Source organism: Janthinobacterium sp. GW823-FHT01H08 (assembly GCF_058797855.1).
Genome location: NZ_CM179504.1, coordinates 5,650,589 through 5,663,372, shown reverse-complemented (window position 1 = coordinate 5,663,372; position 12,784 = coordinate 5,650,589). Strand labels below are relative to the sequence as shown.

Genomic DNA, 12,784 nt, shown 5'->3' with positions numbered 1-12,784 from the left:
GCCGGCTTACGTGCGCAAGCCGAACGGATCGTCGATGCTGTGCGCCGGTTGCGTGAACCAGCGCGGTCCGTTTTCCGTCATATAAAAATGGTCTTCGTGGCGGATGCCGAATTCGCCGGGGATGCAGATCATCGGCTCGTTCGAGAAGCACATGCCCACGTCGAGCGGCGTCGTGTCGTTGCCCACCAGGTAAGGCCACTCGTGGATATCGAGGCCGATGCCGTGGCCCGTGCGGTGCGGCAGGCCGGGCAGCTTGTAGCCGGGGCCGTAGCCGTCCGCTTCCAGCGAGACGCGCGCGGCGCGGTCCACGTCGCCGCACGGCACGCCCAGTTGGGCGGCCGCGAATGCGGCGGCTTGCGCGGCCTTTTCGCTGTTCCATACGCTGCGCTGGCGCTCGCTGATCTGTCCGAAAACATAGGTGCGCGTGATGTCGGAGATGTAGTTCATCACCTGGCAGCCCGTGTCGATCAGCACCGTGTCGCCCGCCTTCAGGGTCTGCACGTAGTTGACGCCATGCGGATAGGCGGTCGCCTCGCCGAACAGCACGATGCAGAAGTACGAGCGGGGCGCGCCCACCTTGCGGTGCGCGCGCTGGATGAACTCCTCCACTTCCACCGTCGTGATGCCTTCGTACAGCATGCTGGCCGTGGCCACGTGCACGGCCAGGGTCATGTCCATCACGCGCTGCATCAGGGCGATTTCCGCCTGTGATTTTCTGCTGCGGCAGTACGCGGTGACGGTGCGCGCGTTTTCCAGCGCGTAGCCGGGGGCCAGCGGCTTGATGCCGTCGTAGATGAAGAAGGCGGCGCTTTCGCAGATGCCCACGCGCGGCGGTTGATTCGCGTCCTGGGCGATTCCCATGCGCGCCAGCACGTCGACGAACAGCTGGTACGGGCTTTCATGCTCTTCCCAGCAATTGACCTTGCCCTCGATGAGCATGAAGCCTTGCAGGGTGCTTTCCTCGAAGGCGGGAGCGATGTATTCGATGTCACCGCTGGCCGGCAGGATGGCGCTCACCATGCGTTCGCTGGCATACCATTTGGTGCCCGTGAAATAGGTGAGGTTGGCGCCCGCGTTCAGGTAGATGGCGGCGATGCCCTGTTCGCGCATGAACGCTTGCGCCCTGGCGATGCGTTGCGCATGTTCCTCCTTGCCAATGGCGACCATGCCGCCCGTCATGTCCGACAGCGATGCCAATGCCTGTTCGATGGAAGTGCCACCTATGCTCATGCCTGCTCCTTTGCTCGATGCTGAATATGGAATGCGGGCATGATATCAGTTCGCGCCTTTTGGCTTGAGGCCGGGCGCGCCGCCGGCCGCATCGGGCGGAGCCAGCACCAGGTCGTGCGGATACGTGAAGTGCCAGTCCGCGTAGCGCTGCTTGCGGCGCAGGCTGGCGTCTTCGTCAAGGAAGTTGTCCTGCTTGATGGGCAGCTGCGGCGACAGCGAATGGATGCCGACGATGCGTCCCTCCTGCCGCAGCACGCCCCATTCCGCCTTGCCCGTGACGGGGTCCGCATACAGGCGGCGCAAATGGCGCCGGGCGTTGGCAAAGCGCGGGTCGCGCAGCAGTTCCTGCAGGGTCAAGGGATAGCGGGGCCTCCCGTCGCCCGGCGTGCTGTCGTAGTAGCGGCCAAGCGCGTTGCGGAATTCATGGCCGATGAACAGCAGCTCGCGCTCCTTGTCGCGCCGCGCGGCCGTGGCAAACAGTTCGCTGGCCAGCACCAGGCCCACGCCCATGAATGCCACCAGCATCAGGGTCCAGATGTAGGCGAAACCCGCCGCCCGCCGCCGCACTCTCCTAGAGCTGTTCAAAGGGGATGCCCTCGCGCGTCTTGCCCTTGGCGCCGCTGCGCACGTCGGCCACGCCGCCGATCTCGCCATTGGGCGAAGGGATCAGCTGCCAGGTGGCGCTGGATTCCGTGACAGGGTCCAGCGGCACGCTGCGGAAATAATGGTGGGTCACCAGGTCGGCCAGGGCGGCCGGATATTCTCCCTTGTCGGCATAGTATTTATCGAGGCCGCTCCTGAGCACCTGCAGGTTTTCCTTCAGGGCGACTTCCTTCGACTTTTCCACGGAGCCGAAATAGCGGGGGATGGCGATCGTCAGCAGCAGCGAGATGATCGCCAGCACCACCAGCAGTTCGACCAGCGTAAAACCGCGGCGTATGGTCGGGGTATGCATGGCCGTCACCATTGATTGAGCGGCACGCCGTTCAGGCCCACCTTGGTCGAGCGCGAGGCGACGTCGAACACGTCTTCGCCTTCGCTGGGATTGTCGGGCGGCGAGGCATAGGCGCGCTTGCTCCAGCTGTCGGCCGCGCTGCCGGCTTCCCTGGACTGGAACGGGTCGCGCGGCAGGCGGCGCAAAAAGTAGATGTTCTGCTTCGACGGACTGCGCTGGTCGGGCACGCCCTCAACCAGTTCCTCGAGTTTTTTCGGATAGCCCGATGCGCCCAGCGACAGCTTGATGCGGCCATTGTCCGACGCGCGCTTGTAGGCGTCGATCGCTTCGCGCATCTCGATCAGGGCGCTGCGCAATTGCTGCTCCTTGGCCCGTTGCAAGGCCACCTGCGCCATGGGCACGGCCACCGTGGCCAGGGTCGCCATGATGGCCAGGGTGATCATCAGTTCGATGAAGGTAAAGCCCCGCTCTTTCACTGGCCACCTCACTGGCCACCTTTGCCGGACTTGTCGCCTGCCGCGGGCGCCTCGTCGCCGCCCGTCATGGGCGAGCCTGCGCGCGCAGGGGCTTGCTCGGGCGCGGCGATGGCTTCCGGCGTGCCGCCCACGCTCGCGCGCCCGCCCACGGACGCCTCGGTGCCCGAGTTGAATTCGGCCGTCATCAGGTCCGGGCGGCGGATGCTGCGCAGCAGGCGCGGCGTGATCGACAGCACGATCTCGCTGCGCATGGCGTCATCCTTCTGGCTGCCGAACAGGCGGTTCAGCACGGGCAGTTCGCCCACGCCGGGTACCTTGTTGGCCGTGCCCCGGTCTTCGTCGCTGATCAGACCCGCCAGCACCTGCGTCTCGCCATCTTTCAAACGCAACACGGTCGAGGCGCTGCGCGTGCCGATCTGGTAAGCCTGCGTGCCCGTTTTGCTGATCACTTCCTTGACGACGTTCGATACTTCCAGGTTGATCTTGATGGCCACCTCGTCATCCAGGTAGACGTTCGGTTCCACGTCGAGTTTCAGGCCCACGTCGATGTAGTTGACGCTGTCGGAACTGACGCCGTTGTTCGTCGTGACGGTAATGACGGGCACGCGGTCGCCGATGAGGATCTTCGCCTTTTCCTTGTTGCGCACGCGGATGCGCGGGTTGGCCAGGATATTGCTGTCGCTGTCCGTCTTGTTGGCGTTGAGGGTGACGCCGCCGATGCCCAGGTTGATATTGTCGCCATTGATGCGGTGCAGGTCCGCCACCTTCAGGCCGCCCAGGCCACCCGTGCTGCCTGCGACGCCGGCCAGGGTCAGGCTGGCCTGGTCGGGCCAGCGCACGCCCAGTTCCATCAGGCGCGTGCGCTTGACTTCCAGCACCTCGACTTCCAGCATCACTTCCGGGTCGGCCAGGTCCTGCACGTTGATGATGCGCTCGGCCATGCGCACCATTTCCGGCGTATCGCGCAGCATGATGATGCCCAGGCGCTCGTCGGTGACGACATCCTTGGCCTTGAGCAGGGTCTTGATGGAGAACGCCACCGTCTTGACGTCCGCATTGGCGAGGAAAAAAGTGCGTACCACCAGCTGCTGGTAATCCTTTACCTTTTGCGGCGTGTTCGGGTAGATCGTGATCGACTTGTCGCTGGTGACGCTTTGCTCGAGCTGGTTGGCGCCCAGCAGCATGGCGATCGCTTCCTCGATGCTGGTGTCGCGCACGGAAATGGTGGCGCGCAGGGCGGGATCGACTTCCTTGTCGAAGACGAAGTTCAGGCCCGACACCTTGCTGAGAAGATCGAACACGGAGCGCAGGGGCGCGTCGCGAAATTCCAGGGTCACGGGTTTGCGGTAGGCAGCCGCCAGCTTGCCGCCGGCCGGACGGCTTTTGGCCAGCTCGTCGCCGATGCGGCCTTTCAGGGCCAGCGCCTCGCGCTGCGCGGGACGCTCCTGCAGCACCTGGCGCAAGGCTTCCTGCGCCTGCGCGACATTCGCTTCGCCGCCGCGCTGGTAGCTGGACTGCGCCTCCTGCACCAGCTTGCGGTGCCGTTCATCCTGCGCCACGCCGGCCAGGCCCCGCTGCGCCACGTCGTTGCTGGCGTCCAGCGCCAGCGCCTGCTGGTACAGCGCTTGCGCTTCGGGCAGCTTGCCCTGCTGGCGCAGCGCCTCGGCGCGGCTATTGAGGTTGTTCAGCGCGCGCATCCTGCCGTTGGTGACGGCGATGCGGTACTTGGCGTTGGTCGGTTCGGCCTGCGCCGCCTGTTCCAGCAGGGCCAGTCCCTGTTCCGTGCGGCCGGCGCCCAGCATGGCCTGGCCGTCGGTATAGGCCTGGTTGCCGGCGCAGGCGGCCAGCAGGGACAGCATCGGCAGCAGGGTGATGCCAGTACGTGGTGTGCGTCGTTTCAATTGATATCCCCTACGGCGAGTGTCTGTTTCAGGTTGAGCGGCAGATAGGTAAATTGCAGGGCTCCCTGCACCACGCCGTCGAAGCGATAACGCTCTTCGAGCGTGTCGCCGGGGCGCGCCACCACGTTGCGTTCGCCCGCCTGCAGGAAATAGGCGGCCTTGCCTTCGTCGACGAAACGGCCAAGGAACTGGAAGGGCAAAGGCGGCGGTGCGTTCGCGTCGACGGCGGCGACAGTGCGCGTGGCCTGCGCGGCCTGCTGGTCGAGCATGATCTTTTTCGGTGTCTCCGGCTGCCAGCTTTGCTTGGCGAACAGGGTGGCCGCTTCTTCGTCGTCGAGCACCCGGCGCGGTTCGATGGCCAGTGCGCGATTGGCTGGCGCAGCGGCAGTGGCGGCGACGAGGGGCGCGACCGCCACCCGTTCCACCTGGCGCGGCGTGGCCGTGGCCGGCCCCACGATGCTGCCTTCGTCCTCCGGGGCGAAGAGGGCGGCCAGCAAGGTCGCCACGGCGGCGCCCCCCAGTACGGCTTTTTTCATCGGCGCGCCTCCGGCTTCTTGACCAGCAGGATGAACTGGATGCGCGCATCGATCTCGCCCGCTTCGATCTGCTCGCGTTTGAACAGCACGGAGTCGAGCGTCAGCGTGGGCAACGCTTGCAGGGCGTCGACGATAAAGGTTTGCAGCTGCGCGTATTCGGCTTTTACCGGCAAGGTGATCTGGTAGCGCAAAAAGGCCGTGTTGCCGTCTTCCTGCGGCTTGTAGTCGGCCTTGGCCAGGGTGACGCCGCTCTTTTGCGCCACTTCCAGCAAGGCCTTCAGCTGCTCGGGAATGCTGTCGTGCGCGGGCAGGTAGGCGTGAAAGGCGGCCAGGCTGTCCGCATCGGCGTCGAGCGTGACGGGCGCCGGCGGCAGCGCCGCCTGTTTCGCCATCACGGCCAGTTGCGCGCGCAATGGCTGCTGGCGTCCGGCCAGCGCCTCGCCCTGCTGCATGGCGACGGCGGCCAGCGCCAGGCTTGCCGCGCCGATGGCGCTGGGCCAGCCCAGGGCACGCCACAGACGCGCCGTTTCCCACGCCAGGCGCGGGGGCAGGCGCAGTTGCAGGCGCGGCCGGGCCACGGGCGTGCCGGCTTTTAACACGGGTTTTATTGCCGCCATTGCGCCTCCAGCTGAAAACGGTAAGGGTGTGCGGGCGCGTTCGCGTGACTGTTCATCTCGTGCTTGAGCAGATACACGGAACTGAACATGGGCTGCTGGTTCAGGAAGGCCAGGTAATTGAGCATGTCCTGCGGGGTTTCCGCCTCGGCGGCGATTTTCAGCACGCTGGCGCCATCCTGTCCCTGCTGCGCGTTCAGGTCCAGCCCCAGGAGGGCCACGCGCACGTCGCGCGGCGCCTGCACCGTCCTGACCAGGCGCGTGACGGGCAGGTTGAGCTGGCGCACGGCGGCGGCCACCTGTTTCAGTTCGAGGTCGCGCTCGCGCTGCTGGTTCGCCGAGAGCGGAGCACGCACGGGACGCGCGGGCTGCAGCTGCGCCAGCTGCGCTTCCAGGCGCCGCGTTTCCTGCGCCTGCACCAGCCAGTACACAGCGGCCGGCAGCAGCATCAAGCCGCCCGCCAGGCACAGGGCCAGGCGCCAGCCCTTGAACGTCTGCGCGGCGCCGGGCGGCAGGAATTCCAGGCGGCTCAGGCCCATGCGGCCTCCCGCATCAGGTGGGCGGGGCCGGCCACGGCGATGGGCGCGAAGCGTTCGGGCACGTTCGCCTGCGGCGCGCCGCTCAAGTCGATCAGGGCCACGTGTTCGATGGCGTCGAGCTGCGGCGCGCGCAAGTTCCAGCGCCGCCATGCCCGGTCCAGTTCATCGCCCCAGGCCGCGGCGCAGGACTGGCTGTGCAGGGCCGTGATGCGTCCGCCGCCCGTCGTTGCCAGCAGCAGCCGGCCCGCTTCCACCAGGGCGAAGGCGTCGGGCTTGGCACCGGCGATGCTGCGCCAGGCCGCTCCGGCGATCGGTTCGATGGACAGGCAGCGCCGGCCATGCGCGGCCGCCGCGTCCTGCACGCCTTGCAGCAGGGCCGTATCGATGCCGCAGGCCAGGCGCGGCGTGCCGTATGGGGCGTCGTCGGCGACCAGGCGCCAGGCGCGCGCACCCTCGCCATACACGGCGCCGAACTGGCTGTGCAGGAAGCGCTGGGCGCTGCTCCGGTCGAGCAAGGCACCGCTCCACGGTACCATCAGCATGGCGCACCAGCGGCTGGCCAGGCTGACGGCCAGCGGAATTTTTTTGCCGCCATCGTGTTCAAGCCAGCCGCGCAGGGCGGCCAGCGCCACTTCCCAGCTGGCGTCGGGATTCGCAATGGGCAGGTGGAAGGCGCTGTCGGGCAGGGGACGGCCGGCGCGGCGCTGCACGCCGTGCAGCCCGTGCGGGGCGAGGTGCAGGCACACGGTGGCGCGGGTAAGGCGTTCAATAAGTGACACGATTGAGCTCCGCTAAAGTGGTTTCGCCGCGCCGCACGAGGTCGAGGCCCGCCTCGCGCGCCAGGCGGAAGCCGTTGCGCGCCGCCTCTTCCTTCATCTGGCTCAGGGGCGCGCGCGTGCAGATCATTTCGCGCATCGTATCGCTGAGCATCAAGACCTCGGCGACGGCCTTGCGGCCCTTGTAGCCGGTGCCGCGGCAGTGGCCGCAGCCCTTGCCGGCCATGAATTGCCAGTCCTGCACCTGATGCAGGGCCAGGCCGCTGTCGCGCAGCTGCTGCGCGTCGGCCAGCACCTCGGCGCTGGCGTCGACGGCGCAATGGGCGCAATTGAGGCGCAGCAGGCGCTGCGCCACGATGCCGTTCAGGGCCGCCGCAAAGCTGTAGGCATCGACGCCCATGTGGAGGAAGCGGCCGACCACATCGAACACGTTGTTCGCGTGCACGGTGGTAAATACCAGGTGGCCCGTGAGCGCCGCCTGCACGGCGATCTGCGCCGTTTCATCGTCGCGGATTTCGCCGATCATGATCTTGTCGGGATCGTGGCGCAGGATGGAACGCAGGCCGCGCGCGAACGTCAGCCCCTTCTTTTCGTTGACGGGTATCTGCAGCACGCGCGGCAGCCGGTATTCGACGGGGTCTTCGATGGTGACGATCTTGTCGCGGCCCGTGTTGATTTCCGTGATGGCCGCGTACAGCGTGGTGGTCTTGCCGGAACCGGTGGGCCCCGTCACCAGCAGCATGCCGTGCGGCTTGGCGGCCAGGCGGCGGATCTGTTCGATGGCATCCTCGTTCAGGCCCAGGCTTTCCAGGCGCAGCGCCTGCGCCGCTTCCGTCAGCGCGCGCCGGTCGAGCAGGCGCAGCACGGCATCCTCGCCAAAGATATTGGGCATGATGGAGACGCGGAAGTCGATCTCCGCCCCCTTCACGCGCACCTTGAAGCGGCCATCCTGCGGGATGCGCCGCTCGGCGATGTCGAGGTCGGCCATCACCTTGATGCGCGAGATGATCTGTTCGGCCATCTGCAGCCCCTGCACCTGGCCCGCCTGCACCAGCACGCCGTCGACGCGGTACTTGATGACCAGGCTGGCCACGTCGCATTCGAGGTGGATGTCGCTGGCCTGGAATTTCAGGGCGTCGTAGATGGTGGAGTTCACCAGTTTCACGACCGGGCTGCTGTCTTCGCTGATGCGGATGAGCGAGATGTCTTCGATGCTCTGGTCGAGTCCTGGCACGTCATCCCCGTGCTGCATTTCCTGCATCGCCTGCTGCACGCTTTCCTGCTGCTGCAGGTAGGCGGCCAGGTCGTCCGGATGCGCCAGCGCCACCGTGAAGGGCGTGGACAGGGCGAAGTCGGCCCATTGCAGCAGGTCCTCGCTGAAGGGATTGCCGATGACGAGCACGGGTGGCGCGCCCGGAACGCCAGGTTGCAGCAGCACGCAGTCGCGCTGGGCGCAATCCGTGTAGGGCAGCAGGGAAAAGGCGGGCAGGGCGGCCTGCAGTTCGGCCATCGTCCAGGCCGGGTAGCGGAACAGGGCGGCCAGCTGGCGCAAAAACACTTCGGGCGGCAGGGCCGCCGTTTCCTGCAGCACGGCCATCTGCGGACGGCCCTGTTCCAGTGCGCTCGCGTGGGCGCGGCGCAGCATGGCCGCATCGAGCACGGCCCGTTCTTCGTCGCGCGCGTTCATGGCAGCACCTTCACGATAAGGTTCAAGACAAGCTCCCCGCCAGTTCAAAGATCGGCATGTACATCAGCACCACCACGCCGCCGATCACCACGCCGATGATGGTCATCAAGAGCGGCTCAAGCAGGCGCGAAGCCCAGTCCACCCAGCGGGCGAATTCCTCGTCGTGGAACTTGGCCGAGCGTTCCAGCATGTCGCCCAGGCGGCCCGTGTTCTCGCCCACCTTCAGCAGCGATTGCGCCACCGGCGTTGCCATGCCGGCCTGTTCCAGCGCGGTGGAAAACGGCATGCCTTCCTGCACCGCGCGGCGCGCCTGCGTCAGCTGCTCCTGCTGCGCCGGCAGCAGCATGGGGCCGACCATGGCCAGCGCCCTGTGCAGCGGGATGCCCGCGTGCAGCAGCAGGCTCAGGGCGCGGTAGAAGCGCGCCAGGCGGAATTCGGCCGCCTTCCCGGCCAGCACGGGCAGGCGCAGCAGGCGCAAGACCAGGGCCTGGCGCGCGCCGGCATTGGCGATGCCGAAGACCACGGCGCCGACGGCGGCGGCCAGCGCGCCGGCGCACAGCAGCGGATGCGCGGCCAGGGTCTGACCAAAACCGAGCAGCATCTGCGACATCCAGGGAATTTCGCGGCCCGAGCTTTCGTAGACGACGCTGAATTTGGGCACCACATAGCCGAGCAGGAACAGGGTCACCAGGCCGCCGACGACGAGCAGCATACACGGGTAGATGGCGGCGGAAATGAGTTTTTTGCGGATGGCGTCGAACTGCAGCTGGTAGGCGACGAAGCGCGCCAGCGCCTCGGGCAGGTTGCCCGAGCGTTCGGCCGCGTGCACGGTGGCGATGTAAATGTCGGGGAAGATATCGGGGAAATCGGCCAGGGTGTCGGAGAAGCTTTGCCCCTGCTGCAGGGTGAGCACGATGGCGGCCAGGGTGCTCCTCGCGCCCGGGCGCGTTTCCTTGTTGTGCAGGGTGGCCATGGCCTCGCCCAGGTTCAGGCCCGCTTCGAGCAGGGCCAGCAGCTCCTGGCTGAATTGCAGCAGGGGCAAGCCCTGTTTGCCGGGGCGCAGCGCGGCGCCCGCGTCCGGCGCGGCGCCGTCATCGACGGCCAGCACGCGCCAGCCGCCGCGCACGGCCGCGCGGATCGCCTCGGCCTCGCTGGCGGCGTCGATGGCCAGCGCCTGGCTGCCCGCCGGGCCCTGCACCTGGAGGTGGAACTGCATGGCCGGCTCAGGCGAGCATGGTGGCAGGCGTAAAAATGGACAGGCTGGAATGGGGGAAAGCGCGTGCGGACAAGGTCGAAGTAGGCATCGGTCAGGAACCATCCAAAAAAGTTCAATTCGTCGCGGGTACCGGCAGCAGGCAAGATGCAATCACTGCCTCAGGGTAGACTGGAATTGCCAGGAAATCAATCGTGCTGTGCGGGCAAGCCTCGTTTCGATGGCTTGCCCGCATGTTCAGCCGCTTACTGGGTAACCAGGCTGACCTTGTCGATCACGAACGAGGTTTGCAGCGACGCGTCCTCGGTGGCGGCGAACGAGATCTGCACGGTCTGGCCCTTGTAGGCGATCAGGTCGAAAGTGCGGATCTGGTAGCCGGCCGCCTTGTTCACGTTCGAGTACGAGGCCAGGGTGCCCAGCACCGTGCCGGCGCTGTTCTTCACGGTGACGACCAGCTTGTCGTACACGGTATTGCCCGTTTCCGCCGTGTCGATATGCAGCGCGAAGCTCAAGCTGGCGGACGTGGCGGCGGCCGGAATGGCCACGCTTTGCGTCAGCGATTCGCTGGCCGTGACGCCATTGCCGCCCAGCCAGGCGTACTGCGTGCCTTCGTACGCGGTTTGCCCCGTAAATGTGCCGATGGCGCCGGTGGTGCCGCTCCAGCCCGTGGCGCCGGCCTCGAAGCCGCCGTTCGTCACTCTTTCGGTGGCGCTGCTGGTGCCCACCGTCAAGGTGGCGTTGTTCGACGTGGCCGTCACGGCGGGCGACGAGGAATCCGTCACCGTGGCTTTGAAGACGGCGCCGCTGTCGGCCGCCACGGCCGTGAAGCTGTAGGCCGGCGACGTGGCGCCGCTGATCACGGCACCGTTGCGGTACCACTTGTAGGTGTACGGCGCCGTGCCGCCGCCCGCGCCCACGGCGAACGAGGCGGTGGCGCCCGGTGCGACGGTGATGCTGGCCGGCTGGCTGGTGATGGTTACCGCGCCGCCCGTCGTCGATTCATCGACGTCGGTACCCACGTTGATGGCCGCATACGCGCGCTTGACGGCGATCGATTCCGCGCTGCCCACGCCATACAGTTCCTCGGCTGCCTGCAGCACCTTGTTGCGCGCGTCGGCATAGTTGGTCGACGAGGTGAACTTGGTGGTGGCGGCCTTGAACCAGATGCGGTAAGCCTTGTCGCTGCCGATACCGGTCATGGCCAGCGGGCTTTTGTTCAGGTAGGAGCTGTAGTAGTCGCTGCTGGACGTGGAATTCGAGCCTTGCGACAGGAAGTAGAACATGCGGTTGTTCGGGCCGCTGCTGTAGTGGACGTCGAGGTTCTTGATGGTGCTGCTCCACGCATTCGGGCTGCTGCCATCCTTGCTCGGCTTGTACAGCCAGCGCAGCGGCTGGCCATTCTTGGCGATCTCCTTGCCCGTCATCCAATCGTTGCCCGTGTTGGGGATCGTGGTGCCCGTGCCGCCGGCGCGCGCATACGCTTCTACCATCTCGCCGGCGATGTCCGAGCTCGATTCGTTCAAGCCGCCCGACTCCTGCGAGTAGATCAGGCCCGAGGTGGCGTCCGTGATGCCGTGGCCCATCTCATGGCCGATCACGTCGATGGAGCCGAGGTTGTTGAACGAGCTGCCGCCGTCGCCGATGTACATGCATTTGCAGTTGCCGTCGTAGTAGGCGTTGTCGTAGGCCGTGTTGACGTGGGCGGCGATGTGGGTGGCCGTGTTGTTGCCGTCCAGGCTGGACCAGCCCAGTACATTCTTGTGCGTGTCGTAGGTGTTCATCAAGCCCCACATCGCGTTGACGGCCGCCGTCTGGCCGTTGGCGTTGGTGGTGCTGCCGCCGTTGATGTACTGCTGGCCGTCGCCCCAGGTATTGCTGGTGCTGCTGTACACGCTGCCCGAGGTGGTGCCGTGGTTGGCATTCGTGATGGCCATGCCGCCGAAGCTGCCGCCCGTGCCGCGGCTGGGGTCCTTCATGGTGTAGGTGCTGCCCGTGAGCGTGGTGTTGAGCGGCACCTGGCCGTTGTACTGGCTGTTGCCGATACCGGCGACGGTTTTCAGGGCTTTCCATTGACGCAGGATGCGGCCATCCTTGGCGCTGACGATGGTGTCGTAGTAGACGGGCTTGCTGCCGCTGATCATGCGCGTCTGCACCAGGTAGGCCAGCTCGTAGTGGTCGACCACGTCCTGCACGTCGAGGGCGTTCAGCGCGGCTTCCGACTTGTTCTCGGCGCCGGCCACGCGCACGGTTTTCATTACGGGATAGATCAGCAGCTGCGCATGCGGCGGCACATGGTCGACGGCCGGCACGCCAATGCTTTTTACGGCAGCGGCGATGGCGGCGGCGGCGCTGACGGCCGGCGTGGTGTCGATATCGGTGGTGGCGCTGCGGGTGACGGAATTGACGCCGCCGCTGCCGAGGCCCGATGCGCGGTCCGACACGGATTCGCTGACGATGTCGCCGGCGCTGTTGCTGACCACCACCGTCTCGGAACCGAAGACGGGCAAGCCCTTGTAGGTGTGCTGTACGCGGCTCACGCGCGTGCCGCTGACGCCCGGATGCTGGGCGCCGACGGCAAAGCCATGCTCGGTATTCAGACCGCGGCTGCGTGCCTGCGCGGCCAGCTTGTTGACCAGGCTGGCGGTCTCTTGTGGAGAAGCCAGGGCGACCGGCGCGGCCATCAGGGTCTGTGGCAGCGGGGTGGCGGCATCGGCCGTGGTGGCCATCAGCGGCAGGGCGGCGATGGATGCGGCAACTATCGTCAAACGTAAATTCATTTCTGCTCCATGGTATCGGTTAAGGAAATGGTGAATGAGCTGGCCGCGATGCCTGATGGCCACCCCGGCGCGCCTGGCGG

12 protein-coding genes are annotated in these 12,784 nt (G+C 66.5%); all 12 read right to left on the bottom strand.

Going from position 1 to position 12,784, the window contains the following annotated elements; all coding sequences use genetic code 11:
- Positions 1-6: 6 nt before the first annotated feature.
- Positions 7-1,230, bottom strand: a complete 1,224-nt coding sequence (locus tag AC3RCG_RS25370) for a M24 family metallopeptidase (protein ID WP_492402290.1) — start codon at positions 1,228-1,230, stop codon at positions 7-9.
- A 45-nt stretch (positions 1,231-1,275) separates the two neighbouring features.
- Positions 1,276-1,815 (bottom strand): type II secretion system protein, encoded by a 540-nt coding sequence (locus AC3RCG_RS25365; protein WP_492402291.1) that lies wholly within the window; start codon positions 1,813-1,815, stop codon positions 1,276-1,278.
- Positions 1,802-2,185 (bottom strand): type IV pilin protein, encoded by a 384-nt coding sequence (locus tag AC3RCG_RS25360; RefSeq protein ID WP_217494543.1) that lies wholly within the window; start codon positions 2,183-2,185, stop codon positions 1,802-1,804. Before AC3RCG_RS25360 ends, AC3RCG_RS25365 begins: the two co-directional genes overlap by 14 nt.
- A 5-nt stretch (positions 2,186-2,190) precedes the next feature.
- Positions 2,191-2,673 carry a type II secretion system protein gene (locus tag AC3RCG_RS25355; protein ID WP_492402292.1) on the bottom strand — a complete coding sequence of 161 codons (483 nt, stop codon included), beginning with the start codon at positions 2,671-2,673 and terminating at the stop codon, positions 2,191-2,193.
- On the bottom strand, positions 2,670-4,562 hold the full coding sequence (locus AC3RCG_RS25350) for a secretin GspD/PilQ domain-containing protein (protein WP_492402293.1): 1,893 nt from the start codon (positions 4,560-4,562) through the stop codon (positions 2,670-2,672). The genes AC3RCG_RS25355 and AC3RCG_RS25350 overlap by 4 nt, the downstream gene beginning before the upstream one ends.
- Positions 4,559-5,098: a hypothetical protein gene (locus AC3RCG_RS25345; protein WP_230502010.1), complete on the bottom strand. Its 540-nt coding sequence runs from the start codon at positions 5,096-5,098 to the stop codon at positions 4,559-4,561. Before AC3RCG_RS25345 ends, AC3RCG_RS25350 begins: the two co-directional genes overlap by 4 nt.
- Positions 5,095-5,715, bottom strand: coding sequence for a type 4a pilus biogenesis protein PilO (locus AC3RCG_RS25340; RefSeq protein WP_230502012.1), 621 nt, complete (start codon positions 5,713-5,715; stop codon positions 5,095-5,097). The genes AC3RCG_RS25345 and AC3RCG_RS25340 overlap by 4 nt, the downstream gene beginning before the upstream one ends.
- Positions 5,703-6,251: a hypothetical protein gene (locus tag AC3RCG_RS25335; protein ID WP_492402294.1), complete on the bottom strand. Its 549-nt coding sequence runs from the start codon at positions 6,249-6,251 to the stop codon at positions 5,703-5,705. Before AC3RCG_RS25335 ends, AC3RCG_RS25340 begins: the two co-directional genes overlap by 13 nt.
- Positions 6,242-7,030, bottom strand: a complete 789-nt coding sequence (locus tag AC3RCG_RS25330; RefSeq protein WP_230502017.1) for a hypothetical protein — start codon at positions 7,028-7,030, stop codon at positions 6,242-6,244. Before AC3RCG_RS25330 ends, AC3RCG_RS25335 begins: the two co-directional genes overlap by 10 nt.
- Complete coding sequence (locus tag AC3RCG_RS25325; RefSeq protein ID WP_492402295.1) at positions 7,017-8,714, bottom strand: GspE/PulE family protein; 1,698 nt, start codon at positions 8,712-8,714, stop codon at positions 7,017-7,019. The genes AC3RCG_RS25330 and AC3RCG_RS25325 overlap by 14 nt, the downstream gene beginning before the upstream one ends.
- A 22-nt stretch (positions 8,715-8,736) precedes the next feature.
- Positions 8,737-9,930 carry a type II secretion system F family protein gene (locus AC3RCG_RS25320; protein ID WP_121670492.1) on the bottom strand — a complete coding sequence of 398 codons (1,194 nt, stop codon included), beginning with the start codon at positions 9,928-9,930 and terminating at the stop codon, positions 8,737-8,739.
- Positions 9,931-10,172: 242 nt separating this feature from the next.
- The gene (locus tag AC3RCG_RS25315) at positions 10,173-12,704 is read right to left on the bottom strand and encodes a M4 family metallopeptidase (protein ID WP_492402296.1); all 2,532 of its coding nucleotides are present in this window, start codon (positions 12,702-12,704) and stop codon (positions 10,173-10,175) included.
- Positions 12,705-12,784 lie beyond the last annotated feature (80 nt).

What these genes read in the sequence shown, in the direction of transcription:
- AC3RCG_RS25370 (WP_492402290.1), bottom strand. Translation starts at nt 1,230, where the DNA reads ATGAGCATAGGTGGCACTTCCATCGAACAGGCATTGGCATCGCTGTCG.
- AC3RCG_RS25360 (WP_217494543.1), bottom strand. Translation starts at nt 2,185, where the DNA reads ATGCATACCCCGACCATACGCCGCGGTTTTACGCTGGTCGAACTGCTG.
- AC3RCG_RS25345 (WP_230502010.1), bottom strand. Translation starts at nt 5,098, where the DNA reads ATGAAAAAAGCCGTACTGGGGGGCGCCGCCGTGGCGACCTTGCTGGCC.
- AC3RCG_RS25340 (WP_230502012.1), bottom strand. Translation starts at nt 5,715, where the DNA reads ATGGCGGCAATAAAACCCGTGTTAAAAGCCGGCACGCCCGTGGCCCGG.
- AC3RCG_RS25335 (WP_492402294.1), bottom strand. Translation starts at nt 6,251, where the DNA reads ATGGGCCTGAGCCGCCTGGAATTCCTGCCGCCCGGCGCCGCGCAGACG.
- AC3RCG_RS25325 (WP_492402295.1), bottom strand. Translation starts at nt 8,714, where the DNA reads ATGAACGCGCGCGACGAAGAACGGGCCGTGCTCGATGCGGCCATGCTG.
- AC3RCG_RS25320 (WP_121670492.1), bottom strand. Translation starts at nt 9,930, where the DNA reads ATGCAGTTCCACCTCCAGGTGCAGGGCCCGGCGGGCAGCCAGGCGCTG.
- AC3RCG_RS25315 (WP_492402296.1), bottom strand. Translation starts at nt 12,704, where the DNA reads ATGAATTTACGTTTGACGATAGTTGCCGCATCCATCGCCGCCCTGCCG.